This is a genomic window from Streptomyces sp. NPDC087440 (genome assembly GCF_044744005.1).
Taxonomy (GTDB): Bacteria; Actinomycetota; Actinomycetes; order Streptomycetales; family Streptomycetaceae; genus Streptomyces.
The window spans coordinates 111,421-137,349 of the sequence record NZ_JBIUXN010000017.1; the positions used below are offsets into that span (position 1 = coordinate 111,421).

17 protein-coding genes are annotated in these 25,929 nt (G+C 73.2%); 6 read left to right on the forward strand and 11 right to left on the reverse strand.

All coding sequences use genetic code 11. The features are described 5' to 3' along the window. Nucleotides 1–6: 6 nt before the first annotated feature. Genes ACIO3O_RS29340 through ACIO3O_RS29355 form a run of 4 tightly spaced genes read right to left on the reverse strand, consistent with a single transcriptional unit; the run spans nucleotide 7 to nucleotide 11,644 of the window. Complete coding sequence (locus ACIO3O_RS29340) at nucleotides 7–1,146, reverse strand: Gfo/Idh/MocA family oxidoreductase (RefSeq protein ID WP_401751003.1); 1,140 nt, start codon at nucleotides 1,144–1,146, stop codon at nucleotides 7–9. Next, the gene (locus ACIO3O_RS29345; RefSeq protein ID WP_401751005.1) at nucleotides 1,143–5,231 is read right to left on the reverse strand and encodes an amino acid adenylation domain-containing protein; all 4,089 of its coding nucleotides are present in this window, start codon (nucleotides 5,229–5,231) and stop codon (nucleotides 1,143–1,145) included. The genes ACIO3O_RS29340 and ACIO3O_RS29345 overlap by 4 nt, the downstream gene beginning before the upstream one ends. Next, nucleotides 5,228–9,850: an amino acid adenylation domain-containing protein gene (locus ACIO3O_RS29350; RefSeq protein WP_401751007.1), complete on the reverse strand. Its 4,623-nt coding sequence runs from the start codon at nucleotides 9,848–9,850 to the stop codon at nucleotides 5,228–5,230. Before ACIO3O_RS29350 ends, ACIO3O_RS29345 begins: the two co-directional genes overlap by 4 nt. A gap of 57 nt (nucleotides 9,851–9,907) precedes the next feature. Further along, a complete protein-coding gene (locus ACIO3O_RS29355; protein WP_401751010.1) occupies nucleotides 9,908–11,644 on the reverse strand; it encodes an amino acid adenylation domain-containing protein in 1,737 nt (578 codons plus the stop codon). 271 nt (nucleotides 11,645–11,915) lie between these two features. On the opposite strand from ACIO3O_RS29355, the gene ACIO3O_RS29360 reads away from it, so the two are divergent. Beyond that, nucleotides 11,916–12,629 carry a tryptophan 2,3-dioxygenase family protein gene (locus ACIO3O_RS29360; RefSeq protein ID WP_401751012.1) on the forward strand — a complete coding sequence of 238 codons (714 nt, stop codon included), beginning with the start codon at nucleotides 11,916–11,918 and terminating at the stop codon, nucleotides 12,627–12,629. A 50-nt stretch (nucleotides 12,630–12,679) separates the two neighbouring features. Here the strand turns inward: ACIO3O_RS29360 and ACIO3O_RS29365 are convergent, their stop codons facing one another. From ACIO3O_RS29365 to ACIO3O_RS29375, 3 genes are all read right to left on the reverse strand, one after another. Further along, complete coding sequence (locus ACIO3O_RS29365) at nucleotides 12,680–13,123, reverse strand: winged helix-turn-helix domain-containing protein (protein ID WP_401751015.1); 444 nt, start codon at nucleotides 13,121–13,123, stop codon at nucleotides 12,680–12,682. 108 nt (nucleotides 13,124–13,231) lie between these two features. Continuing rightward, on the reverse strand, nucleotides 13,232–13,450 hold the full coding sequence (locus ACIO3O_RS29370) for an MbtH family protein (RefSeq protein WP_401751017.1): 219 nt from the start codon (nucleotides 13,448–13,450) through the stop codon (nucleotides 13,232–13,234). Between the two features lie 192 nt (nucleotides 13,451–13,642). Continuing rightward, a complete protein-coding gene (locus ACIO3O_RS29375; RefSeq protein ID WP_401751020.1) occupies nucleotides 13,643–15,280 on the reverse strand; it encodes a (2,3-dihydroxybenzoyl)adenylate synthase in 1,638 nt (545 codons plus the stop codon). 142 nt (nucleotides 15,281–15,422) lie between these two features. Between ACIO3O_RS29375 and ACIO3O_RS29380 the strand changes: the two genes are divergently transcribed. From ACIO3O_RS29380 to ACIO3O_RS29390, 3 genes are all read left to right on the forward strand, one after another. Beyond that, nucleotides 15,423–16,250, forward strand: a complete 828-nt coding sequence (locus tag ACIO3O_RS29380; protein ID WP_401751023.1) for a thioesterase II family protein — start codon at nucleotides 15,423–15,425, stop codon at nucleotides 16,248–16,250. Continuing rightward, the gene (locus tag ACIO3O_RS29385) at nucleotides 16,247–16,993 is read left to right on the forward strand and encodes an SDR family NAD(P)-dependent oxidoreductase (RefSeq protein WP_401751026.1); all 747 of its coding nucleotides are present in this window, start codon (nucleotides 16,247–16,249) and stop codon (nucleotides 16,991–16,993) included. Before ACIO3O_RS29380 ends, ACIO3O_RS29385 begins: the two co-directional genes overlap by 4 nt. Before the next feature lie 137 nt (nucleotides 16,994–17,130). After that, complete coding sequence (locus ACIO3O_RS29390) at nucleotides 17,131–18,393, forward strand: pyridoxal phosphate-dependent aminotransferase (protein ID WP_401751028.1); 1,263 nt, start codon at nucleotides 17,131–17,133, stop codon at nucleotides 18,391–18,393. Between the two features lie 68 nt (nucleotides 18,394–18,461). Here the strand turns inward: ACIO3O_RS29390 and ACIO3O_RS29395 are convergent, their stop codons facing one another. Next, nucleotides 18,462–20,147, reverse strand: a complete 1,686-nt coding sequence (locus ACIO3O_RS29395; RefSeq protein WP_401751030.1) for a DUF885 domain-containing protein — start codon at nucleotides 20,145–20,147, stop codon at nucleotides 18,462–18,464. Nucleotides 20,148–20,506: 359 nt separating this feature from the next. On the opposite strand from ACIO3O_RS29395, the gene ACIO3O_RS29400 reads away from it, so the two are divergent. Further along, nucleotides 20,507–22,438: a BTAD domain-containing putative transcriptional regulator gene (locus tag ACIO3O_RS29400; protein ID WP_401751033.1), complete on the forward strand. Its 1,932-nt coding sequence runs from the start codon at nucleotides 20,507–20,509 to the stop codon at nucleotides 22,436–22,438. A 133-nt stretch (nucleotides 22,439–22,571) separates the two neighbouring features. On the opposite strand, the gene ACIO3O_RS29405 is transcribed toward ACIO3O_RS29400, so the two are convergent. Then, nucleotides 22,572–22,919: a hypothetical protein gene (locus ACIO3O_RS29405; RefSeq protein ID WP_401751035.1), complete on the reverse strand. Its 348-nt coding sequence runs from the start codon at nucleotides 22,917–22,919 to the stop codon at nucleotides 22,572–22,574. Between the two features lie 412 nt (nucleotides 22,920–23,331). Here ACIO3O_RS29405 and ACIO3O_RS29410 point away from each other — a divergent pair, with 412 nt between their 5' ends. Then, complete coding sequence (locus ACIO3O_RS29410) at nucleotides 23,332–24,876, forward strand: phosphodiester glycosidase family protein (RefSeq protein WP_401751038.1); 1,545 nt, start codon at nucleotides 23,332–23,334, stop codon at nucleotides 24,874–24,876. 15 nt (nucleotides 24,877–24,891) lie between these two features. Here ACIO3O_RS29410 and ACIO3O_RS29415 read toward each other — a convergent pair whose 3' ends face one another. Both ACIO3O_RS29415 and ACIO3O_RS29420 read right to left on the reverse strand, forming a co-directional pair. Continuing rightward, nucleotides 24,892–25,428 carry an FABP family protein gene (locus ACIO3O_RS29415; protein ID WP_401751041.1) on the reverse strand — a complete coding sequence of 179 codons (537 nt, stop codon included), beginning with the start codon at nucleotides 25,426–25,428 and terminating at the stop codon, nucleotides 24,892–24,894. Between the two features lie 119 nt (nucleotides 25,429–25,547). Continuing rightward, the gene (locus ACIO3O_RS29420; RefSeq protein WP_401751043.1) at nucleotides 25,548–25,919 is read right to left on the reverse strand and encodes a DUF2834 domain-containing protein; all 372 of its coding nucleotides are present in this window, start codon (nucleotides 25,917–25,919) and stop codon (nucleotides 25,548–25,550) included. Nucleotides 25,920–25,929: the final 10 nt, after the last annotated feature.

The following is a 25,929-nucleotide window of genomic DNA, read 5'->3' on the forward strand; positions in this document are numbered from 1 at the left end:
CCGATATTACTGTAGCGAGGTCCGGCCGCCCGGGCCACCGCCTGCCGCGACCGGCTCGCCCACCCCCAAGTCAGCTGCGGTCAATGGCTGTTGCGGGTCGGGGTGGGACACCTCGGGGAAGCCGAGCAGTTCGGTCAGCTGCTGCCAGGCCCGGGCCACCGCGAGCGGGCGCTGGCTGCCCTGCAGCACGTCCGTGCCCGCGTCGACGCGGGCGCTCAGCTCGTCCAGCGCGGCCAGCACTCCCTGCGACCACACCTCGTCCACGGCGGTGCTCCAGGTCGGCGCCTGGGCCGGTCCCACGTAGTCGGCGGTGGCGCCCAGCCCGGCCGGCCACAGCGCACCGGCGTTCTCGCCGCGCGGGAAGAGGCGTCCCCCGGTCGGCGGCGGAGCGTTCAGGACCGGGCTCCAGAGCACCGGGCCGTGGCTGTTGGCCAGCATCAGGTTCCCGGCGTCGGTGCCGACGGTGATGCGGTGCAGCAGCAGGCTGCTGCTGTCGTCGCCGCTCTGCATGCGGTTCTCCACGCGCAGCGTCAGCGGAACCCCCGCGATCTGCCCGTCCACGCCGACCAGCGGCCGCCCGCCGCCCGGCGCGGGCGGCGACCACGACCACGGGCCCAGCCCGTCGAAGATCCGGGCCAGGATGTCGAGCAGGTCGAAGGAGACCTGTACCGCACACAGCGCGTCGACGAACACCGGCCGGCGCAGCCGCACCAACTCCCGTGCGGCGCCGATGAAGCGCCGCACCGGCTCCAGATGCGGGTAGAAGGTGTTCACCTGGTACGCGGTGCCGGTGCGGCGGGCCACCCGCAGGCAGTCCGCCAACTCCCGGGGGTGCACCGGGTGTTCCTGCAGGACGGGGATGCCGCGCTCCAGCAGGGCCTGGGCCAGCTCGGCGCCCGGGCCGCCGCCGACGCCGCCGGAGACCACGACGCAGGCGGCGTCGATGTCCCGGGGCAGGTCCTCGACGCGGGTGTACAGCGGGACGTCGTACTCCTGGGCGAGCGCGGTCGAGCGTGCGCCGCCCCGGGCGACGATCCCGGCGAGCCGGTAGCGCTCGGGCGCGCGGGCCAGGGCCGCCAGGTAGATCTGGCCGAACCGGGTGCCGCACACCACGATGCGCCGGGGGCGCGGTACGGGGCCGGTCACCGGGCCGGCTCCACCGGTGCGGCGAGCGCCTGTGCAGGGAGTGCCTGTGCAGGGAGTGCCTGTTCGGCGAGCGCCTGTGCGACCTGTGCCGCGAGGGGCGGGCGGGGGGTGCCGCCGCCGGGCAGGTCGACGACGCCGATCTCGCCCAGGCACACCTCGGACCAGAATGCGGCCGCCTCGCCCTGCCCGTTGTCGGCCGCGTCCCCCTGGTCGGTACCGGCCGGGCGCAGCAGGGTCATGTCGCCCGCGTAGGGCTGGGGATCGTACGTCCGCAGTGTCTCGGCGAGCGGTCCGGGGCCGGGGCGGCGGTGGCCGAGGACCAGGGTGAGGCGGCGCACCGTCACCTGGGCCTCGTCCAGGTGGCGGGCCAATTCGACGGCGAGCGGGCCGCCGCCGCGCCAGCCGACGATCTCCACCTCCGTCAGACCCGCGTCGAGCACGGCGCGCGCACGGGCGGCGGCCAGCCGCTCGACGGCGTCCGGCCCGTGGGCTTCCTGGCCGAACTGGTCGTCGGTCAGCCGGATTTCCCACAGGGCGGCTTCGGCGGCGAGTGCGTCGACGGCCTCCTGCCGTTCGGCGGGGTCCGTGTCGTGCACCAGCAGGCGGGCCGGTCCCGACCCGGCGAGCCGGACCAGCGTGTCGTCGTGGGCCTCGGCGGGGGTCTCGGGCTGCGGCGAGGGTGCGGCGGCGTCCGACTCCAGCCAGGCGGCGAGCTGTGCCACCGTCGGCGTGCGCAGCAGGACGCGGAGCAGGACGTCGAAGGTGGCCTGCGCGGCCTGGGGCAGGTCCTCGCAGATGCGGCCCACCAGGCGGGCGGCGAGCAGCGAGTTGCCGCCCGCGTCGAAGAACCCCAGGTCCCGGTCGGGCAGTTCACCGCCGAGCACCTCGGCCCACAGGCCCGCGATCGCCTGCTCGACGCCGGGGCGCGGCGGGCTGGCCGGGCCGCGCCCGGGGGCGGACCGCACCGCGGCCGAGCCGAGCAGCCGCTTGCGGTCGACCTTGCCGTTGGCGGTCAGCGGCAGCATGGGTACGCAGCCGATCTGGGCCGGGACCATGTGGGCGGGCAGCCGTTCGGCGACCCAGCCGGTGAGTGCGGCCGGGTCGGGGGGTGCGGCGGTCGGGTCGGCGGGGACGACGAAGGCGATCAGCGCCCGTTCGAAGGCGTCGCTGCCCGCGGCGAGCACGACGCAGGTGCCCACGGCGGGGTGTTCGCCCAGCACGGCCTCGACCTCGCCGAGCTCGATGCGGTGGCCGCGGATCTTGACCTGCTGGTCGGCCCGGCCGACGAACTCGATCGAGCCGTCGGGCAGTCGGCGTCCGAGGTCGCCGGTGCGGTAGAGGCGTTCCTGGGTCGCGGGGTGCACGAGGAAGCGTTCGGCGGTCTGCCGCGCGTCGCGCAGGTATCCCTCCGCCAGGCCGGTGCCCGCGATGTACAGCTCGCCGAGCACGAGGTCGGGGCGCTCGCGCAGGGCGGCGTCCAGGACGTGGAAGCGCTGGTTGGCGAGCGGGACGCCGTAGGGGATGCTGCGCCAGTGGGGTGCGACCTCCGTGATGGGGTGGTAGATGGACCAGATCGCCGCTTCCGTCGCCCCGCCGAGGCTGATGAGTTCGGTGCCGGGCAGGTGCCCGGCGGCGTGTGCGGGCAGTGACAGCGGAATCCAGTCGCCGGAGAGCAGGGCCAGGCGCAGGGAGGGCAGCGGGGCCGGTTCGGCGTCCAGGTAGTGCAGGAGCATCTGCAGCTGGGCGGGGACCGAGTTCCACAGGGTCACCCCGTGCTCGGCGACGAGGGCGGCCCAGTGGGCGGGGTTGCCCCGTTGTGCGGGGTCCACCAGGACGAGCCGGGCGCCGACGGCGGTCGGCCCGAACAGGTCGTACACGGACAGGTCGAAGCTGAGCGCGGCGAGGCCGAGCACCCGGTCGGTTTCGCGGACGCCGAAGCGTTCGTTGATGTCGTGCACCGTGTTCGCGGCGGCCCGGTGGCTGATCATCACCCCCTTCGGCACCCCGGTGGAGCCGGAGGTGTGCATGACGTACGCGAGGTCGTCGGGGGCCACCGCGGGGGTGTCCGAGACGCTGTCGACCGGCACTTCGCGCACCTCCCGCACGTCGACCGTGCGCACCCCGGACGGCGCGGTGGCGCGGCCCGCGACGACGGCGTACGAGGCGCCGCTGCCGGTGAGGATGGCGTCCTGGCGGACCTGGGGCTGGGTGGTGTCGACGGGTACGTAGACGCCTCCGGCCAGCAGGACGCCGAGCACGGCGACGAGCTGCTCGCGGCTCTTGTCGATCAGGACGCCGACGAAGTCGCCGGGCTGCGTGCCCGCGGCGCGCAACTGCTCGGCCACGCCCGCCGCCCGCCCCAGCCACTGGCCGTACGTGAGCGTTCCGGCGGCGTCGACGACGGCGGTCCGGTCGGGGTGGGCGCGGGCGCGGGCGACGAGGGGGTGGTGCAGCAGGTGGCCGGGTTCGGGTGCGGCGGTGTCGTTGACGGCGGCGCGCACCGCGCGCTGGCCCGCCGGGAGCGGCTGCGGTTCGGCGTGGAGCCAGGCTTCTTGGTCCGCGGCCAGCCGGTGCAGCAGCACGGTGAAGGCGTCGAACATCTCCTCCACCAGGCCGTCGGGGAAGACTCCCTCGCGCACGTCCCAGTTCAGTTCCAGAGCGCCGGACGCGTCGCCCGCCTGGCAGTCGATCCAGACCTGCGGGGTCTGGCTGATGCCGTACGCGGGCCGGGGGTCGCGGCCCGCCGCGGACGCCTTCTGGCGGGTCACGCCGATGCTTCCGGTGAACACCACGGGCAGCACGGCGGCTTCGCGGCCGCGGCGCCGGGCCAGTTCCCGCAGCACTTCGACGCCGCTGCACAGCCGGTGGTCGAGGTCGTCGAACATGCGCTCGCCGAGGGTGCGGGCCCGTTGGGCGAATCCGGTCCGGCCGTCGCCCTGTACGGCCAGCAGGCTCAGGGAGGTGAAGTCGCCGAGCAGGCGGTCGACCTGGGGGTGCAGGGGCATCCGGTTGAGCACGGGCAGGCCGATGCAGAACTGCTCGGTGTCGCTCCAGCGGCCGATGGTCTCGGCGTACGCCGCCAGGACGGCGGTGGCCGCCGTGATGTTCTGTTCGGCGGCCTGTCGCTTCAGGGCCCGCCAGGTCGGCGCGTCGAGCGTCGCGGTCAGCCGGTGGAAGCGCGGCGGGACGGCCGCCGGGTCCAGGCCCTCGCGCAGCGGCAGTGCGGGCGCGCCGGGCAGCGTGTCGAGGCGGTCCCACCAGTAGGCGCGGTCGCGGGTGTGGGCGGGTGTGTCGCGCAGGCGGCGCTCGGCCAGGACGTAGTCGCGGAACGTGGCGTCCAGCTCGGGCAGCGGACAGTCGGGGTGGGCGTAGCGCTCGTCCAGTTCGGTGAGGACCTGCTGCATGCTGAGCCAGTCCAGTGCCATGAAGTCGACCGAGACGTGCAGGACGCTGTGCCCGGGAGCCAGCGTCAGCCGCAGTTCGTACAGGGGGCGTTCGCCGGTGGGGTGCACCGCGTGGGACAGCTCGTCGCGGACGGCGGCGACGGCGGCGTCCACCGTGTCCTGGTCCGCGGTGTGCAGATCGGTGACGGCGATGCGGGTGTCCGCCAGGTGGGACAGCACGCGCTGGCTGCCGTTGTCGAGGATCACCGTGCGCAGCCCCGCGTGGCGGTGCACGAGCCCGTCCCAGGCCTGCTGCAGCCGGTCGGCGTCGAGGCCGGGCGGGTAGTGGAACTCCAGGTAGACGTGGCAGGAGACGCCGCCGTAGTCGAAGCCCGCGTTGCGGCCGAACAGGTAGGCCGACTGGATGTCGGTGAGCGGGAAGGGCAGTTCGCCGTCGGCCGGGCTGCTGTGCCACACCGGCTCCTGCCCGTCCGCCTCCTGGGGAGCGGTGTGCGGTACGAGGTCCAGCAGTTCGGCCTTGCGGCGGCGCACCTGGGCCAGGCGCCGCTCGTCCATCGCGCCGCGCGGTGCGCGGAAGCGCAGCTGCTCCCCCTCGCGCCAGAGCCGGATTCCGGCGCCGCGCAGGTCGTTGAGCAGGTCGTCGGCAAGCAGGTCGTCGGCGAGCAGTTCGTCGGCGTTCACACCACACCTTCTTCACAGTCCTCGTCGGCACCGTCGCCGACGGCAAGAACACGCTGGTCGATCAGGGCGCCCAGGCCGGCGACCGTGGGCGCGCGCATCACCTCGCGCATGGCCAGGGCCGCCCCTGTGCCCTCGCGCACCTGGACGAGGAGCCGGGTCGCCAGCAGGCTGTCGCCGCCGAGCCGGAAGAAGTTCTGGTCGCGGCCGACCGACTCCAGGCCGAGCAGTTGGGTCCACAGCCCGGCGACGTAGGCCTCGGTGGTGCCCTGCGGCGGGTCGCCCACCGCTCCCCCGGGCTGCGCCGCGTCCTCCAGGAGGGTGCGGATGCGCTTCCGGTCGACCTTGCCGTTGCCGCTGAGCGGCAGCGCGGGCAGCACGCGCACCCGGCCGGGGACCATGTGCTCCGGCAGCCGGTCGGCCGCCCACCGGCGCAGCGCCTCCCCGTCCGCCCCGCCGGCCGTGGGGCTGCGGTCCGCGCACAGCAGGAACTCGCCGGTGGCCTCCCGGTGCACCACGGTGACCTCGCCGAACCCGGCGTCGGCGCAGGCCCGGGCCCAGTGCTGGGCGCTGTGCAGCCAGCCGGTGCGGGGGCGGCCGGCGGCCAGGCGGCCCGCGCGGGCCTCCAGCGGCAGCGCGGTGATCAGCGCGAGGGGGGTGGGCCGGTCGCGTTCGAGCAGATACAGGCGTCCGCCGGGGGCCAGCAGCAGCGCCATCGTGGTCAGGGCCGTGTGCGGGTCGGGCATCTGGTGCAGCACGTTGTCGGCGACGACGGCCCGGAAGGCGTGCAGGTGCGCGGTGTCGATCGCGCCCGCCCCTTGCCGGGCCGTCCGGGTGTGGTGCCCGCGCTCGCGCACCAGGCTCTGTGCAGCGGCCAGTTGAGGTCCGGAGGTGCCGAGCAGGGTGTACGCCACGGTGTCGGGCGGGAGGTGGTCGAGCAGGCGGGCGGTGCCCCGGCCGCTGTGCACGTCCCACTGCGCGACCTCGGGCACCGGGTCACCGCCGTCGCCGGACCGGGTGTGCAGGTCCTGCGCGAGGGCGGCGAGGCAGGCGGCGGTGCCGGGCATCAGGTCGTTCAGGGATTCGGGGGCCAGGACGGGGTCGTCCAGCAGGGCCGTGGCGTCGGCCTCGCCCGCGAGGATCGCCGTGTACAGCGGTGCGGCCCACTCCAGTGCGGTGGCGACCGGCTCGTAGGGCGTTCCGTGGGCTTCGGCCCGCACCTCCTTGAGCCGGATCGGGTCGGTGGCCACGGCCCAGCGGGGCCCCTGGCGGTGGCCTCCGTCGGGGTGTGCAGTGAGCACCGAGCGGCGGGTCAGGTGCTCGAGCCAGAGGTCCAGCACCGGGCGCTGCTCGGCGCAGACGGCCGGGGGCGTCGCCGGGTCCGGTGCGAGGAGGGGTTCGACGACGGTGGCCAGGAGGGCTTCCACCAGGTGGTGTTCGAGCAGATGGGGGTCGTCGTCGGCCGTGGGCGGGGTCGGGGTCGGGAGGAAGGCGGCCGCCGAGCCGTCGGCCGACGGCTCACCGGGTGCGGCGACCGGCCCGTGGTCGACCACCGGCCCGTGTTCGACCACCGCGGCGACCAGTTCCTGGTGTCCCTCGGTGAAGGCCACCACGACGGCCTGGGCGATCTCGGGGTGGGCCTGCAGACAGGTCTCGATCTCGCCGAGCTCCACCCGGAATCCGTTGATCTTGACCTGGTGGTCCAGGCGGCCGAGGAACTCCAGGTTGCCGTCGGGCCAGTACCGGCCCAGGTCCCCGGTGCGGTACCAGCGCTCGCCGGCGTGCGCGACGAACCGCTGTGCGCTGAGCTCCGGATCGCCCCGGTAGCCCTCGGCGACGCCGGTGCCGCCGATCCACAGCTCGCCCGGCACCCAGTCCGGGCAGTCCTGGCCGCGCTCGTCCACGACCCGGAACTTCTGGTTGCGGAGCGGTTTTCCGTACGGGACGGAGCGCCACCCGGGCCGGACCCCGGTGACCTCGTGGGAGTTGGACCAGATGGCGGCCTCGGTGGCACCGCCGAGTGCGATCAGCCGACATCGCCCGGCGGACGCCTGCGCCAGGCGGCCGGGCAGGTCGAGGCCGATCCAGTCGCCGGAGAGCAGGGCCAGGCGCAGCGAGGGGGGCAGCGCCTCGTCGGCGCAGGCGGTGAGCGCCATGTCGAGCAGGGCGGGCACCGAGTTCCACACGGTCACCTCGTGCGTACGGCACGTCTCCAGCCACTGGACCGCGTCCCGGCGTCCGTCCTCCGGCACCAGGACGGCGGCGCCGCCCGCCGCGAGGAACCCGAAGACGTCCCACACCGACAGGTCGAAGTCCAGGGCGGAGACGGCGAGCACCCGGTCGTCGGCGGTGACGGCGAACCGTTCGTTGATGTCCTCGACGGTGTTGACCGCGGCGCGGTGGCTGACCTCGACGCCCTTGGGCAGTCCGGTCGAACCGGAGGTGAAGATGACGTACGCGCTGTCGTCGGGGTGGGCGGGCACGGGTGCGGGCAGCGGGTTCGCGCGCAGCGCCGCCTCGATCTCCAGCACCTCGATGCGGCCGCCCTCGGTGCCGTGGTCGCCGACGGCCCGTTGCCCCGGTGCGCGGCCGTCGAGCAGTACCCGGGCGCCGCTGCGCTCCAGGATGCGGGCGGCCCGCTCGGGCGGCTGGTCCACGCCGATCGGTACGTAGGCGGCGCCCGCGGCCAGTACGCCGAGCACGGCGGCGATCTGCTGCCGGCCCTTGGGGGCGGTGACGGCGACGTGGCTGCCGCGCCCGACGCCGCGCTCGGCCAGCGCTCCGGCGATGTGCAGGGCGGCCCGGGCCAGTTCGGCGTGGCCGAGGGTCCCCGTCTCGTCCCACAGCAGTGCGGGGCGGTCGGCGCGCTCCTCGGCGTGCGCGAAGAACTCCGTGTGCAGCAGGTTGTCCGTCAGGGGCCGGGCGGCGGAGTTGACCTCCGTACGGCGGGCCTGCTGGTCGGCGGGGAGCGGCAGGTCGGGCACCGGGCGGTCCCAGCCACCGGCCGACAGACGCCCCAGGAGCCCTTCGTAGGCCGCCAGCATGTCGTCGAGCATCCCTGCGGGGAACAGTTCCTCGACGGCGTCCCACACCAGCAGCAGGCCGCCGTCGCGGGTCCGGTAGACCTGGTGGTCCAGCCAGATCTGCGGCGTCTGGGAGAGCATCCACGTCGGCTCGCCGAACCGGCCGGCGAACGCGTCGGGCACCAGGGGCGCGGACAGGTCGCAGGCGAAGACCACGGGGGCGGTGCGCGGTGTCTGCGTGTCGGCACGGGCGAAGTCGCGCAGCACCTCGACGCCGGAGTAGGCCGCGTGGCCGATGTCCTCGTGCATCTGCTTCTGCACGGCCCGTGCGCAGGCGGCGAAGGTGTCCCCGGCCAGGTCGACCTCCAGCAGGACGAGTCCGGTGAAGTCGGCCACCACGGCGTCGATCTGCGGGTGCGCGCCCAGGTCGCGGTCGAACAGCGGCAGGTTGAGCAGGAAGTGCCGCTGCCCGCTCCAGCGTCGCAGGACGAGGGAGAACGCGGTGGCCAGCACCACCGACGGCGTCAGTCCTGCCTCGCGGGCCCGCTGCTGGAGGACGTCCCACTGGTCGGGCGTCAGCGGACAGGAACGGCGTACGAAGCGGGGTGCGCCCACCGTCTCGGGGTCGACGGCCAGCGGCAGGCCGGGGCCGCCGGGCAGCGAGGGCAGCCGCTGCTGCCAGTACGCGCGGGCCCGTTCCCGGTCCGCGCCGCGCGCCGCCTCCTGCTGTGCCAGGTAGCCGCTGAACGTACAGGTGAGCGGGGGCAGTCCGGCGGGGTCTGCGGGGTCGTCGTACAGGACGGCCAGGTCGCCGAGGAGGACGCGGATGCTGGCGAGGTCGCAGGCCAGCAGGTCGATGTTGAGGTGGAGGCGGTCGGCGTTGCCGGGCAGTCGGCTCACCTGGACGTCGAGGACCTGGCCGAGGGCGACGTCCAGGCGCCGGTGCGAGAGTCCCTCGCGCAGGGCAAGCGCCGCCGTGCGGGCCTCTTCGGGGTCCTGTCCGGACAGGTCGTGGACGGTGACGCCGGGCCACGGGGAGCGGGTCAGGACATGCTGGGTCGCGTCGTCGGCGAAGGCGGCGCGCAGCATGGGGTGCCGCTCGATCAGGGCGTGCACAGCGCGTTCCAGGCGCTCCACCGCGACGGGGGCGGTGTCGAACTCCAGGTAGGCGTGACAGCTGACCTCGCCGAGCGGCTGGCCGTCGCCCCGGCCGATCAGGTACGCCTGCTGCACGGGGGTGAGCGGGAACGGCAGGCCCGGATCCACAGCCCCGGCGTCCGGTGCCGGGGGCGGCGACGCGTGCTCGATCGCAGGAGTGTTCGGGGTGTCCGCGGGCAGGAGTGCGAACCAGGCGGCCAGGCGCGGGTCCTCGGCCAGCTCGGTGAAGCCGATCTCCTGGCCGCCCGCGCCGAGGCGGGCCGCGAGTCGCATCAACTCCAGGGACTGGAGCCCGAGTTCGAACAGGTTGCTCTCGTCGTCCGCAGTGGTGAGTTCCATGCCGAGCAGGTCGGAGACCGTGCGCCGCAGGGCCTCCGGGCCCGTCGGGGCGGGTACCCCGGTCCGTGTGCTTGCGCCCTCGTCAACGTGTGCCGCCGGCATCTCCCAGCCCCCTGTGATTCCTGTGCTCCTGTGGTGCATGACGTTTCGGGTTCGGCCTCAGGCGGCCGGGGCCTCCTGCAGCGCCCGTGCCAGGTCGGCCAGCGTGGGGGCCGAGAACACGGTGCGCATGGGCACGCTGGCGCCCAGGTCGGTACGGATGCGGCCGGCCAGCTTCGCGGCGAGCACCGAGTGACCGCCCAGGTCGAAGAAGTTGTCCTGCGGGCCCACGGCGGCGACCTGCAACGTCTCGCGCACCAGCGCGCACAGCCGCTGCTCCACGGAGCCGTCGTCCGGTGCCGCCGATGCGTCGGGCCGGAGGGGGGTGGCCGCGGTGCGGGCGGCCGCCCGGTCGGCCAGCGCTGCGCGGTCGATCTTGCCGTTGGGGGTGGCCGGGAACTCCTCGACCGCCACGATGCGCGAGGGGACCATGTGCTCGGGCAGCGTGCCCCGGGCGTGCTCGCGCACCTGCCCGGCATCGAGGTCCCCGGGGGCGGTCGCGGTGACGAAGGCGACGACGTGTTCGGTGGACACCTCGGCACCGGTCACCACGGCGACGGCCGTCACGATGGCGGGGTGGGTCTCCAGGCGGGCTTCGATCTCGCCGAGTTCGATGCGGAATCCGCGCACCTTCACCTGCTGGTCGGCCCGGCCGGTGAAGTACAGCTTGCCGTCCGCGTCCTGGCGGCCCCGGTCGCCCGAGCGGTACATCCGGCTGCCGGGCGGGCCGTACGGGTCGGCCACGAAGCGGGTCGCGGTGAGGCCGGGCCGGTTGAGGTAGCCGCGGGCCATGCCGCTGCCCGCCAGGAACAGTTCGCCCTCGACGCCCTCGGGCACGGGGCTCAGGTGGTCGTCCAGGACGTGGACCGTGCTGCCGATCCAGGGCGTGCCGATGCTCACCTCGTCCTGGACGCCGGTGACGGGCCCGCCGATCGAGGCGCCGACGGTCACTTCGGTGGGGCCGTAGCCGTTGAACAGGCGCCGGCCCTGGGACCACTGCCGGGCCAGGGAGGTGGTGCACACGTCACCGGTGGAGGTGACCGTGCCGCCCACCAGCAGTCCCGTACTGTCGGTGGCCGCCAGCGCCACCGGCGGCAGCACGGCGTGGTCGACCCGGTGGCGGAGCAGGGTGGCGCGCAGCGCCTCCCCCGGCATCAGGTCCTCCTGGGCGGCCATCACCAGGGTGGCGCCGTGCAGCAGGCCCAGGGCGAAGTCCCAGAACCAGGCGTCGAAGCTGAAGGACGCCCACTGCAGCACCCGCTCCCCGGGTCCTGCGCCGTACTGCCGGGCCTGCGTGGCGACGAGGTCCGCGACACCGGTGTGGTTGACCGCGACGCCCTTGGGGACGCCGGTGGAGCCCGAGGTGTAGATGACGTACATCAGATGGTCCACGGTGAGCGGGGCGAGCCGCTCGTCGGCCGTGAGGTCCGCGCCGCCGTGGCGGGCGCACTGTGCCGCGAACGCGGGTGCGTCCAGGACCGCTTCGGGTACGTCCAGGTGCGCGGCCGGGGTGTCCTGGGTGCGCAGCAGCAGGGCGGGGCGGGCGTCGGTGACCATGTGGGCCAGCCGCTCGGCCGGGTAGTGCGGGTCGAGCGGCAGGTAGGCGCCGCCCGCCTTGAGGACGGCGAGCACGGCGACCACCAACGCGGGCGATCGCGGAATTGCGATCGCGACGAGTACGTCGGGTCCCACTCCGTGGGTGACGAGCTGCCGGGCGAGCCGGTTGGCGTTCGCGTTCAACTCTGCGTAGGAAAGGACGCTGTCCTCGAAAACGACCGCCGGAGCCGCACCCGACACTGCTGCCGTGGACTCGAAAATTTCGCTTACGGTACGCAATTTCGTTCAGCCTCCGACATGGTTCGAGTGTGAACAGCAGTGAATTCTGTGCCACATCACCGCTTCCTGCGCCTTCCCACAGCGTCCCGGCGGGCGGAAATCGACGATGCCATGGGCACCGTCGGTCGACGAAGGTCCGTGAAAGAACTCTTTCTCCGTGCGCTTTACCGGCTGTCGATCACTCCATGATGGCGAAGTGCCCGGCGGCCTGTCACGAAGAGAGGGAAGCGAAGTGACCGAGGAATTGAACTACCGGAACTATCTGGAACTGGATGCCCTGTTGTCCCTCCAGAAGCCCCGTTCGGCAGGAAAGAGTGCCGCGCATTCCACCGTGCTGTCCGAGCAGTTCTTCATCATCGCGCACCAGGCGAGCGAACTCTGGCTGCGGCAGATCATCACCGATGTGGAGGCGGCTGTCGACGCGTTCACCACCGCCGACGACACCGCCCCCGCGGAGTGGATCATCGATCTGCTGGGGCGCGCCGGCGGTCTGGTGGAGCTGCTGCACCACCAACTGACCGTTCTGGAAAGGCTTCCCACCGCGGACTTCGCCGCGTTCCGGCCGCTGCTGGGCACCGCGAGCGGGGCCCAGTCGCCGCAGTTCCACCGGCTCGCCCAACTGCTGGGCACCAACGCGCACGAGGGCCTGTTGTACGCGTCCCTCGCGGCGTGGGCGACCCGCTGCGGGCGGTCGGTGGACGAGCTGGCCCGGCAGACCCCCGGCGGGGGCGTCGGGTACCGCCTCGTCGAGACGCTGCTGGACCTCGGCAGCGGCTACTGGCGATGGCAGGTGGAACATGTGGCCCTGGTGGCCCGGACGTTGGGGACCCGGCCGGGCACCGGTGGCAGCTCGGGGGCCGCGTACCTGCTCGGCCGTTGCAGCCTGCCGTTCGGCGAGCTGCGGGCACTGCGGGCGGCGGCGCACGCGCAGCTCAGCGCCGCCTAGCGGGTCCGGGCCCGAGCGGGGTTCCGGGCTACCAGAGGGATTCCGGGCCGCTAGAGGGGTTCCAGGACGAAGCCGCGCCCCCATACGTTGCGTACGGCGAGCCCGACGACCTGCAACCTCCGCCGCAGCCGCATCACATGCAGATCCAGTGCGTTGCTGGAGGAGCTCGCCCCGGAGTTCTCCAGGATGTCGCGCAGTTCGGCCCGGTAGATGATCTGGCCGTACCGGGCCACCAGCGGCGCCAGCATCTCGCACTGGGTGAGCGAGAGCGTGACGGACGCCTCCTTGAAGGAGCAGATCCCGGCCGGGTCCAGGACCGGGCCGGCCCTGAGCACGGCCCGGTCGGTCAGCTGACGGACCCGGGCCTGGAGGTCTTCGCGCACGATGGGCGGGCGCACCCAGTCCTCGTGCGGGCTCAACTGCTCCGGCGGCGGCGCACCGTGCTCGACGATGAGCAGACAGGGCCGCCCGTACGTCTTGCACTGTTCGCGCACATCGCGTTCGGCCGGCCACCGGACGAATTTGACTCTGCTTTTCGTGTCCACTTTCACCAGCACCCCCATGATGGACTTTTTTGTGGGGACCGAGGAGGGAGAGGGCTGTCAGCCCTCCTGCCCCACGGTCGCGTTCCGCAGGCTCTTGGGCCGCATGTCCGACCAGGCCCTGTCCACGAACTCGATGGCCTTCTGCCGGGGGGCGGGACCGTTCACCACATTCCATCCCGCGGGCACCTGCATGGTGTCGGGCCAGAGCGAGTACTGCTCTTCCGCGTTGCGCAGCACCAGATACTCACGGCTGTCGTCCTCGAAAAGTCCGGGCATGCCGGCACCCCCTGTTTCGGCTGGAATTCATCTGAATTCATCAGGTGGAAGGGGCGCGCCGCAGGGGCGCGCCCCGGGAAGTGGTTGGGACTTTAACGGATTTTCATACAGGGCAGCCAGTTTTCTTGTGCCCGCTCGGCGACGGGTGAGCAGGACGCGTTCCCGGGCGCCCGTTCAACTGTTCACCGGACATCACTTGAACGGAACTGTTTGCTTCTGCATCGACGGGTGAGGGGTTTCCTTCAGGGCGTTCTTGTCGACCTTGCCCACCGGAGTGCGGGGCAGGTCGGGCACGACGATCACCTCGTCGGGGAGTTTGTAGGAGGCGACGCCGCGCGCCCTGATGTGGTCGCGCAGGGCGCGCAGGGTGAGCTGCTCCGGGTCGGCGCCGTGGGCGGGGACGACGAACAGCCGCAGCCGCTCGTCGACTTCCTCGTCCGGGACGCCGACCACGGCGGTCTCCCTGATCTGCGGGTGGGTCAGCACATGACCCTCCAGTTCCTCGGCCGACACCTTCTCGCCCAGGTGGTGGATGATGTCCTTGAGCCGCCCCTCGATGACCACGTTCCCCTCGTCCGTCAGATGGGCCAGGTCGCCGCTGCGGTAGAACCCGTCGGCGGTGAACGACCGCCGGTTGTGCTCGGGCGCGGAGAAGTAGCCGCGGATGGTGTACGGGCCGCGGGTGAGCAGTTCCCCGGTCGCCCCCGGCGTGACGTCCTGGCCGTCGGTGCCCACGATCCGGATCTCGTCGCCCGCGGAGACGGGGCGCCCCTCGGTGTGGTGCACCACCTCGGGCGGGTCCTCGACGCGCGTGTGGGTGATCAGGCCTTCGCCGATGCCGTACACGTTCATGATCCGGCACCCCAGCATGCTGCTCACCCGCTGGACGGCGGCGGGGCCGAACTTCGAGCTGCCCACCTGGAGGGTCAGACGGCTCATGTCGACGGGCCGGGACGCGGCGGCCTCCGCCCACAACAGGGCCAGCGCCGGCACCAGGGTGCTCAGCGTGACGCCCTCCTGCTCGATGAGCGGGAAGACCAGGTCCGGGCTGGGGTTGGCGGCCAGCACCGCCTTGCCGCCGAGGACGAGTGCGCCCAGCGCTCCGGGGCAGCCGAGCGCGGCGTTGTGCGGCACCGGGTTCGCGGCCAGGTAGACGCCGTTCTCGTCGAACTCCACGGCGCGGGCGCAGGCGGTGATGTTGTAGGCGTAGTCGTCGTGGGTGCGCGGGATCAGTTTCGGCACCCCGGTGGTGCCGCCGGACAGCAGCAGCAGCGCCACCTCGGACGCGTCGACGGGCGGCAGTTCGCGCACCGTACAACAGGCCAGTTGGGACAGCGGGACGAACTCCTGCTCCTCGCCCAGCACCACCACGTGCCGCAGCCCGGGCGTCCGGGCCCGCACCTCGCGGATCATGGCCCGGTAGTCGAAGCCCATCAGCCGGTCCGGGCCGACGTAGGCCACCGCGTCCGAGGCGTTCACCAGGTGCGTGATCTCCTCGCGGCGGTGTCCCGGCAGGGCGAGCACCGGTATCGCCCCGAGACCGAACAGGGCGACGACGGTGGTCAGGAACTCCACCCGGTTGGGCAGTTGCACCACCACCCGGTCGCGGGCGGCGATCCCCAGCCCGGCGAACCCGGAGGCCGTACGGTCGGCCTCGGCCAGCAACTGGCCGTAGGTCAGGCGGCGTCGGCCGTCCACCGCCGCCGTGCGGTCGGGGTGGCGGGCGGCCCGGTCGGCGATCAGCTGCCGCAGCGCGACACCCTGCCAGTAGCCGTCCCGCCGGTAACGGTCGGCGAACTCGGGCGGCCAGGGCACGAATCCGTTCAGCATGTCTCCTCCTGGGGGTACGGCGGCCCCCTCAGGGGGCCGACAGGTCCTCAGGGTCGGACAGCGGCGCCGGGGCACCGGCGGGCTCGACAGAGCTGTGACAGTTTGCCGGGGCGAGGGCGGGGCCGCTGCCAAGCTCGTCCGTGTGACTCCCCTCCCCCTGTCCGACCGCGGCTGGCTGCGGTCCTTGAACCAGAGCGACCGCCCGGCGCACCGCCTGGTGTGCTTTCCGCACTCCGGCGGGACGGCGTCCGTCTACCGTGCCTGGTCGGCGGCGCTGCCCGCCGACGGTGAACTCCTCGGCGTGCAGTACCCCGGGCGCCTGGAACGGATGGACGAGGAGCCCGCGGACAGCGTGGCCCAGATGGCGGCCTGCGTCGCCGCGGACCTGTTGCGCCGTGCCCCGCTGCCCTGCTTCCTGTTCGGGCACAGTCTGGGCGCCCTCGTCGCCTACGAGACGGCGCTGCTCCTGGAGGCCGCCGGGCACCCGGTGGACACGCTGGTCGTCTCGGGCGCTCCCGCGCCCTGGCTGGCGGGCGGCGGCTCCACCCACCGGCTCCCCGACGACGAACTGTGGGACCTGCTCGGCGAGTTGGGCGGCATCGATCCCCGGCTGGGCGACGACAGGGAGCTGCGCGCCCTGCTGCTGCCCGTGCTGCGCGCGGACATCCGCCTCAACGAGACGTACCGGGCGAGCCCGCACGCCGAGCCGCTCACCTGCACGCTGCGCGCCCTGCACCACACCGGGGACCCGCTGGTCGACGCGGCCCGGACGGGCGCGTGGGCGCGGGCCACCACGGGTGCGTTCGGCCTGCGGTCAGGGCCCGGCGGGCACTTCGACCTCCCTGCCGACGTCGGCGCCCTGGCCGAAGCCCTCAGCGGCGCCCCGACCGAAGTGCTGCCCGACACCCTGTCCGACGCCCTGCCCGACACCCTGTCCGTGGAACGCCCCCGCAGTGAGGCCGTGCGATGAGCCTGGACAAGAAATCGGTCGTGATCACCGGTGCGGCCACCGGCATCGGTCGCGGCATCACCGAGTGCCTGCTGGAGGCGGGTGCGTACGTCACGGTGGTGGGCCGCCGCGCGCACCTGCTCGACGAACTCGCCGACGGCCGTCCGGACACCGTCACGGCCGTGGTCGCCGACGTCAGCGAGCCCGGCGCCGCCGAGCGCATCGTGGCCGACGCCACCGAGCGGTTCGGCGGCGTGGACGGGCTCGTCAACAACGCCGGCCTGGCCCGCTTCGGCCCGCTGGACACGGCCCGGCCGGAGGTGCTGGAGGCCATGTTCGCCGTCAACGTCGCCGCACCCGCGGAGCTGATCCGCTGCGCGCTGCCGCAGCTGCGCTCCCGCCGCGGCAGCGTGGTCAACATCTCCTCGGTGGGCGGCGTCCTCGCCCTGCCGGGCCGCTCCTTCTACGGTGCGACCAAGGCGGCCCTCAACAGCCTCACCCGGTCCCTGGCCAAGGAACTGGCCCCCGAGGTACGGGTGAACGCGATCCTGCCCGGCCCGGTGGACACCCCCATGTGGCACGACATGGGCCTGGACGAGGCGGCGACCGAGGACCTGCGGGCCGGTCTCGTGGCCTCGACGCCGATGGGACGGTTCGGCACCGGCACCGAGATCGGCCGGTGGGTGTGCCACCTGCTCGATCCCGACCTCGCGGGCTGGACGACCGGCGTCCTGCTGCCCGTCGACGGCGGCCGCACGGCATGACCGGCCGTGCGCGCACGGCACACCCCGCGCCCGGAGAGTCCGGCGCACCTGCCGCCCCGATGAACCGATGAACCTGTGGCCCTGACGAACCCGTGGACCCTCAACCCGACAGCGAATCCGACAGAGGTGGTACGCCCATGACTCCCGAAATGCTCTCCGCCGCCCGTTCGATCCCCTCCTCCTGCCTGCACCGCATCTTCCGGGCCGCCGAGGAGCGGGCCGAGACCACCGGCGAGGAAGTGATCAACCTGCATGTGGGCGACCCCTACTTCGACCCGGCCGAGAACGTCGCCGAGGCGTTCATCGACGCGGTGCGCCGGGGCGAGACCAAGTACACCGGCGTGGAGGGAATGCCCCGGCTGCGGTCGGCCCTGGTGGACAAGCTGCGGGAGGACAACGGTGTGGACACCGCCGTCTCCCGGCTGCTGATCTCACCGGGGTCGTGTCAGGGCCTGGCCGCGCTGCTGCAGTCGCTGGCCGAGCCCGGCGCGGAGATCCTGCTGCCCGAACTGCACTGGCCGGTCCACCTGCAGCAGAGCGTGCTCGCCGGGCTCACCCCGGTCCTGTACCCGCTCGGCGCCGACCTGCGGCCCGACCCGCGGGCCATCGCCGCGGCCGCCACCGACCGCACCCGCGTCCTGCTGATCAACTCCCCGGCCAACCCGACCGGGGTCGTCCTGGACGAGCAGGAGCTCGGGGCGCTCCTGGACCTGGCGCGCAGCCGCGGCTGGCAGGTCGTCAGCGACGAGGCGTACGAACACTTCCTGTACGACGCCGAGCACACCTCCACGGCGTCGCTGGAGGCCGGCCTCCCCGTGGACGAGCGCATCGTGCACAGCGTCTTCAGCTTCTCCAAGAGCTTCGCGATGACCGGCTACCGGCTCGGCTGCGTGGCCCTGGCCAACGACCGTGCCGCCGACGTGATGAAGGTCGTCCAGGAGGCCAACATCATCGGCACCTCGACCCCGGTGCAGTACGCGGGCATCGCCGCGCTCGCCAGCCGGGCCACCTCCACCGCGGCCAACCGCAAGCGCGTACAGCGCAACCGGGACACGGCGCTGCCGCAGTTGATCCGGGCCGGGCTGCTCTCCGAGCTGCCGGCCGGCGGCTGGTACGCCATGCTCGACATCGCCCGCAGCGGTCTGGACGCCCAGACGTTCGCGATGCGGCTGCTGGAGACCAAGGGCGTGGCGGTGGTCCCGGGCGACGGCTTCGCCCTGCAGCCCGAACTCGACGGCCACGGCCGCATCCGCTCCCACACCTTCGCGCCCTTCGCCCGCCACCTGATCCGGATCGCGTTCTGCGTGGACCCGGTCCAGCTGGAAACCGGGGTGCGCCGGATCATCGAGTTCGTCGACGAGTGCGCCGCCGACGGTGCGCAGGCCCCGGCGGTCTCGTAACCCCGCAGGTCCGGTGGGCGGCGCTGCCCCCACCGCCGCCCCCGTGGGCGGTGGTGGGGGCAGCCGTGTCACAGGGCGGAGAGTTCCGCCAGCAGGTCGTCGAGGCCCAGGGAGCCCTGGGACAGGGCGGCCATGTGCCAGGCCTTGAGGTCGAAGGCCGCCCCGTGCCGGGCGCGGGCGGCCTCCCGGCCCGCCAGCCAGACGCGTTCGCCGAGCTTGTAGCCGATGGCCTGGCCGGCCATGCCGAGGTAGCGGGTGATCTCGCTGTCGACGTAGTCGGCCGGGCGGCCGGTGTGCCGGTTGAGGAACTCCTGGGCCAGCGCGGGCGTCCAGCGCTCGCCCGGGCAGAAGGGCGCGTCGCGGGGTATCTCCAGCCCCAGGTGCATGCCGATGTCGATGACGACGCGGACGGCCCGGTGCATCTGTGCGTCCAGGTAGCCCAGGCGCCGCTCGGGCACGGACAGGAACCCCAGTTCGTCCATGAGGCGTTCGGCGTACAGGGCCCAGCCCTCGGCGTTCGCGTTGACCGCTCCCACCATGGTCTGGTAGCGGGACAGGCTGTCGGCGACGTGCGCCCACTGGGCGAGTTGCAGGTGATGGCCCGGCACGCCCTCGTGGTACCAGGTGGTGACCAGGTCGTAGACCGCGAAGCGGTTCTGGCCCAGCGTGGGCAGCCAGGTGCGGCCGGGCCGGGTGAAGTCCAGGGACGGCTCGGTGTAGTACGGGGCTGCGGCGCTGCCCGGCGGGGCGATGCACGACTCCACCCGCCGCACCCGCTCGGCCACGTCGAAGTGGGTGCCGTCCAGCGCGTCCATGACCTCCTCCATCAGCTGCTGGAGCCACCGCCGGGTCTCCTCGACCCCCTCGATCACCTCACCGTGCTGCTCGCACCAGGCCAGCGCCTCCCAGGGGGTGCCCGTCCCGGGCCCCACCAGGCGGGCCTGGGTCCGCATCTCGGCGTGCAGGCGGTGGAACTCCGCCCAGCCGTACCCGTAGGCCTCCTCCAGGTCGAGGTCGGCGCCGTTGCACCAGCGGGCCAGCACGCCGTACCGCTCCCGGCCGACCGTGTCCGGCGCGCCCGCCACGGCCGGGGCGTAGTCCGTCGCCAGCCAGTCCCGCAGTTCGCCGAGCGCACCGGTGGCCCGGTGTGCGGCGGCGGTGAGCTCGGTGCGCAGCGTCTCGGGCCCCGGCTCGACGAACTGCGCGAACCAGCTGCGGCCGCCGGTGCCGGTCCACTCGTCCAACTGCCCGATCACCGCGTCCACTTGACGCGGCCCGGCGGGCAGTCCCCGTCGGCGGCCGGTGTCCAGGGCCGCCCGGTAGCCCGCCAGGGCTCCGGGGACCGCACGCAGCCGCTGGGCGATCGCCGCCCAGTCGTCCTCGGTGTCGGCGGGGGTGAGGGTGAACACGGTACGGACCTCGTGCAGGGGCGAGCTGAGGTTGCTGACCGTCCGCAGCCCCTCCCCCGCCTCGTGCACGGCGAGTTCGGCCGTCAGCCGCTCCCGCATCAGGCGGGCACAGCGGCGCTCGGCCGCACGGTCCGCGCCGGGTGCCGCTTCGGCGCGCGCGAGCTGCCCCAGGGTGGCGCGCGCCAGCGCGGCCACACCGTCCTGGCCGTCGGGTGAGAAATCCGGAAGCCGCCGCGAACTGCCCGCGTCACCGAGAAACGTACCCATAATCGGGTTCAGTTCCACCAGAGCGTCCACATAGGAATCCGCGACCTGACGGGGCAGCACGTCACGCGCGGAATTCATGAAATTCGCCATACCGTCATCCTCGTACGGATCTGACTCCGCTGTCACCCACCACCCCTCACACGCACCCCTGTCGAACAGGCCACTTGCGAGCCAACTTGTTTAATTCACACCGACGTTGAGACCCCACAACCAACCGGCTAAAGTCATTCACCAGTTCGACAGAACTTCCCTTCGCGAACTCTTTCCGTACCTCTTTCACCATCCTTTCCGACCTCTTTCCTCATCCTTTCTCGCCCCTTTCCCAACCCTTCCTTGATCCCTTTTCCAGCATTCCAGTGCTGGATTCTTTCCGACCTTTCCACAGGGTTGTTCCCACCACTCACCACCCACCACCACGCAGAGAGGCGGCGCCGCCCATGGCCAGCACGGGGGAAGGTATCTCTGTCCAGCTGCTGGGGCCCCTGCGGGCCTGGCGGGACGGCGAGGAGGTCGTCCTGGGCCCGCCCAAGCAGCGCGCCGTCTTCGCCCTGCTCGCGGACCGGGCCCAGGACGTGGTCGCCACCGAGCACATCATCGACGCCGTCTGGGGCAGCGAGATCCCGCACACCGCCACCGGCGGCGTGCACACCTACGTCGCCGGACTGCGCCGCGCCCTGAACCCGGCCCACACCCGCCGCACCAGCACCACCGTCCTGGCCTCCGCCTCGGGCGGCTACTGCCTGCACGTCCCTCCCGAGGCGGTGGACCTCCACCACCACACCCGGCTGCACGCCCAGGCCCGCAAGGCCGCCGCCGAGAGCCACATCGCCGAGGCGGTGCGCACGTACCGCCAGTGCCTGGCCCTGTGGCACGGCGACCCCCTGGGGACCACGCCCGGCCCCCGCGCGAACCTGGAACGCACCCGGTTGCAGGACCTGCGCCTGACCGTCACCGAGGAATGGGCGGCCGTGATGCTCCGGGCCGGACGGCCGGGCGAGGTCATCGCCGACCTGTCCGCCGCGACGGCCGACGCCCCCTTGCGCGAGAAGCTGTGCTGGCTGCTCATGCTCGCCCTGCACCGCTGCGACCGGCAGGCCCAGGCGCTGGCCGTCCACGCCGACATCCGCCGCCTCCTGCACACCGAGTTGGGCATCCCCCCGGGGCACGAACTGCGCACCCTGCACCAGGACATCCTCGCCGGACGCGAGATCACCGCGCTGCGCGACGAGCTGCGCCCCTCGGCCGGCCCCCACCGCAGCGTCCTGCCGCACACCCCGCGGCCTGCCCAACTCCCGCCGCTGGCCAGGGGTTTCATCGGGCGCGAGGCCCACCTGAACTCCCTTTACAGCCTGCTGGTCCCACCGCCCACCACGCCCTCACCGCCCACCTCCCCCGCACCCACCATCGCCGCCATCGACGGCCTGCCCACCGTCGGCAAGACCGCCCTCGCCCTCCAGGCCGCCCACCGGCTCACGGACGCCTACCCCGACGGCCAGCTCTTCGTCGACCTCGCCGGCACCCGCCCCCACGCCACCCCCCTCACCCCCGCCCAGGCCCTCGCCCAACTCCTGCGCAGCCTGGGCATCAACGACACCCACATCCCCGCCGACCCCGCCGACCGCGTCAGCCTCTACCGCAGCCTCCTGCACACCCAGCACATGCTCATCGTCCTGGACGACGCCCACAGCGCCGAACAGATCCGCCCCCTCATCCCCAGCAACACCAGCGCCCTGCTCACCACCAGCCGCAGACGCCTCACCGCCCTCGCCACCCACGACGGGGCGACCCTCCTCACCCTGCCTCCCCTCACCGAGGACGAATCCGCCCGCCTCCTCACCACTCTGGGCAGCGACCTCCTCCTCCAGCACCCCCACCTGCTCCCCCTCCTCACCCACGCCTGCGCCGGGCTCCCCCTCGCCCTGCGCAGCGCCGTCACCCACCTCACCCACCTGCCTCCGCACGCCCGGGCCACCGCAGCCCACCGGTACGCCGATCCCCGTCACCTCCTCGACCACCTCACCCCCGACAACGACCCCCGCACCAACCTCCGCGCCGCCTTCCACACCGCCTACCACGCCCTGCCCCCGGACGCCGCCCACCTCTTCGACCACCTCGCCCACCACCACACCCGCCGTCCCCACGCACCCATCACCCTCGACCACTCCGCCACCCTCACCGGCACCACGCCCACCACCGCCCACCACCTCCTCACCACGCTCACCCACCACCACCTCCTCCAGCACGACACCGCGGACACCTACCGCTTCCACCCCCTCGTCGCCCACTACGCCACCCAGCACTCCCCCCACCACCTCCTCACCCGCGAACCCGTCCCCCGGCCGGAAGGGGTGAGGTGCCCCGCGCCGTGACGGCGACTCGGACACACCCCAACCGGACGCCGTCGCCACCGGCCTCACCCTGTCCGTCCCGGGTGGCCCGGGGCGACGCCCGGACGAGCGCGTCAACGCTGACTGATCTTGGTCTGTGGTTCGGCCGACTCGCTCAGGAGCCCGTACGGGTGAGGGCTCGCAGGAGGGTGGTCGTCAGGGCGCGGTTCTCGACGGCGGGGACGTCGCCCCGGGGAGTGAAGCGGGCGCGGGTGTAGCTGTGGGCGAGGCCGATCGCCGGGTCGGCGAAGGCGTTGGAGCCGTTGGCTCCGGTGTGCCCGAAGGCGCGGGTGCTCAGGCCCGGGTAGCGCGCGGACTGGGCTTCGAAGCCCAGGAGGAAGTGGTCCTCCTCGCCGGTGACCAGGTCCGTGCCGGGAATGTGCCCGGTGGTGAACTCCGTGAGGGTTTCCGGCGTGAGCAACGCGGTGCGGCCGTCGACCTCGGAGATCGCTGCGGCGTACATCTTCCACCTTGGCCAGGCGGCGTTCGTCGGCGAGATCGGCGACGGTGAGGCCTGCGGCGGTGCCGAGGAGACCGGCCCGGTGGGAGGGGAGATCGCGCAGGGTGAGGTCGCCCTTGCTGTGGGCGGCGAACTCGGGCCAGTCGAGGGCCACGGGGCGGTCGAGTCGAGCGTGCCGTCCTGCACGAGGAGCGCCACCACCGGGTGCCCGGCCCCCTCGCCCGAGGAGTACCGGATGGCCCTGCTGCCTACGGCTGCCGGGGCGGGCGGGGCAGCGGATGCGGTGGTGGTGGGGAGGGAGGGTCTTTCGGCGGAGGTTGGCGGGTGTTGGACTTGGCGTCGCCCGGTGGTAACTGGTCGCGGTTTGGCTGGTGTTGGAGCCCTGGTTCGGCGGGGCGAAGACGGGAGGACGCTCATGCGACGCAGGTTGCTTTCCTTGGTGGCGGCGGGGGTGACGGTGGTGGGTGTTGCCGCTCCTGTCGCCGAGGCCGAAGGTGCGCGGGAGCAGGCACGGCAGGTGGCGCGGGAGATCGCGCCCGGGGTGGAGCTGTCGTCCCAGGTGGTCGGTGGGCGTGACGGGGACGACCGGTGGACCGTGCATGTGTACCTGCCGGCCGTGCCGGACGGGCCGTTGGGGTCCGCGGGGACGGCGCTGGGGCCTCGGGGCACCGCCGAGCGGGTCGCGCGGGAGTTGCGGGCGAAGGGGTTCGCGCCGCGGATCGAGGAGGTCGTGACGCCCGCGTTCGCCGACCGCAAGGCGGGGCGGCTGGGGTGGGTGGTGCGGCTGGGGCTGTTCGAGGCGGAGGCCGGGGCGCAGGCGCTGCTGGGGCAGGTGCGCAAGGCCGGGTTCGCCGGGGGTACGCGGTACACGGCGCAGGACGGGACGGACGCACGGGCGCCGCAGCGGGTGCACGTGCTGCGGGTGGACTTCCGCACGTTCCGGGGATCGGTCGGCACGGACTTCGGGCCCACCCTGCACGGGGCGGAGCGGCTGACCGATCTGATCGCCTCGACGAAGGCGCTGGCCGGGGTGAACGGGCAGTGGTTCTACGACTCCGCGCCGGGCGGCCTGTACGTGAAGGACGGCAGGCTGATCGGTTCGGCGACCCGGGGGCGGGCCGGACTGATGCTGCGGCGCGGTGGACGGTCGGCCGACGTGGACACGTACAACGCGCGAGTGACGCTGCGCGCGGGCGGGCACAGCATCGAGGTCGACGGGGTGAACCGGCAGCCCGGTGTGGTGGCGAACTGCGGCGGGGTCGGGGGCGACGTGCCGACGGAGAAGGCGCAGCACGACTTCACGTGCACGGACGAGAGCGAGTTGGTGAAGTTCACACCGGAGTGGGGTGCGGTGCCGACGGGGGCGGGGGCGGAGGCCGTGCTCGACGCGCGCGGGAAGGTCGTGGCGGTCAACGCCTCGCGGGGGGCCGCTGTTCCGGCCGGCGGGTCGACCGTGCAGGCGATCGGGTCGGGGGCGCAGTGGCTGCGGCAGCACGTGAGGGTCGGGGCGACGGTGCGGTTCGAGGAGCGGGTCACGGACGGCCGCGGCAGGCCGGTGGCGCTGACGCCGGACACGACGATCCTCCAGGTCGGCCCGGCGCTCGTACGGGACGGGCGGGTGGCGGTGAACGCGCAGGCCGACGGCATCATCCGGGAGGGCGCCGACCAGACGTTCACGTACAACTGGACCGTGCGCGCCAACCCGCGCTCGATGGTCGGCGTGGACGGGCGCGGCCGCCTGCTGCTCGTCGTGGTCGACGGACGGCAGGCCGGCTACAGCGAGGGTCTGGGCGTGGCGCGGGCGGCTGAGCTGATGCGGCAGCTCGGGGCGCGGGAGGCGCTGAATCTGGACGGTGGCGGGTCGAGCGTGATGGCGACGGCGCGGGACGGGATCGTCAACCGGCCGTCGGACGCCACCGGGCAGCGGTCGTTGGGGAATGTCCTGCTCGTACGTCCGTGATGGCCGGGGCCCGGTTCAGGCGGTGCGGTGGAGGCGGGCCGCGAGGTGGTGTTGGAGGGGGTGGCCGACGGCGGCGAGGTCGTGGGTGAAGGTCAGGGTGTCCGCGGCGGTGCGGGTGTAGGTGCGGCGGGTGGCCTTGACCTCCTTGGCGGTGGGGGTGACGGCGACCTCCTGGGTGACCAGTTCGACGACGTCGGCCGTCGCGTGGCCCACGGAGATCTCGGCGATTCCGGTGGGCTGGGTGATGAGGGCCTCCACGCGCCCCTCGGGCTGGATGCGCCACCAGCCGCTCTCGCGGGCGGAGGGGCGCAGCGGCGTGCCGTCGGCGTCGATCAGCCAGGCGCGGGCCTCGTAGTGGAGGAAGGGGCGGCCGTCGTGGGTGAAGGTGACTTCCTGCGCGTAGCCGAAGTCGCTCTCCAGGCTGGGGTACGAGCCGGTGCCTCGGCCCTGCCAGGTGCCCAGCAGGTCCATGACCGGGGCGAGGAGGGGGTGCGGGGCGGGGGCCGCCTCGGGGTGGTCGGCGTCGGGGAAGGGGAAGGGACCGGTGGTCATGGGTGGGGTGCTCCAGGTGCGGGGGCGGGGCGAAGTGCGTGCGGGGGAAGCCTAGGGGGTCGGGGCGTCCCGGCACGGGACGGGCGACCCCGGTGGGCGGTGGGCCGGGCCGTGAGGCGTCACGGGGTGGCGCGGCGGCGGAGGTTGCGCTGGCGGAACAGGAGGTAGAGCGGCAGGCCGACGGATGCGCCGAGGAGGGAGCCGAGGACGGTGACGGCGCGTTGGCGTGCGGTCAGGGTCGTGTCGAGCACCGTGACGGTGAGGAGCAGGGCCAGGACGGCGACGATCACGTCCCAGCCGAAGAAGCTGCTGATGCGGTTCGCGAAGAGGTCGTCGAGGAACTGACCGACGTCCGGGCCGTGTTCGGCGATCCAGGGGACGACGTGGGCGAAGGGCAGCGCGATCCCGGCGGCGAGGAGCGCCGCGCAGCCCGCCTCCTTGGTGCGTGAACTGCCGCCCCTGGCAGGCTGGTTGACGTTGCGCTGACGCATGGCGGGCCCC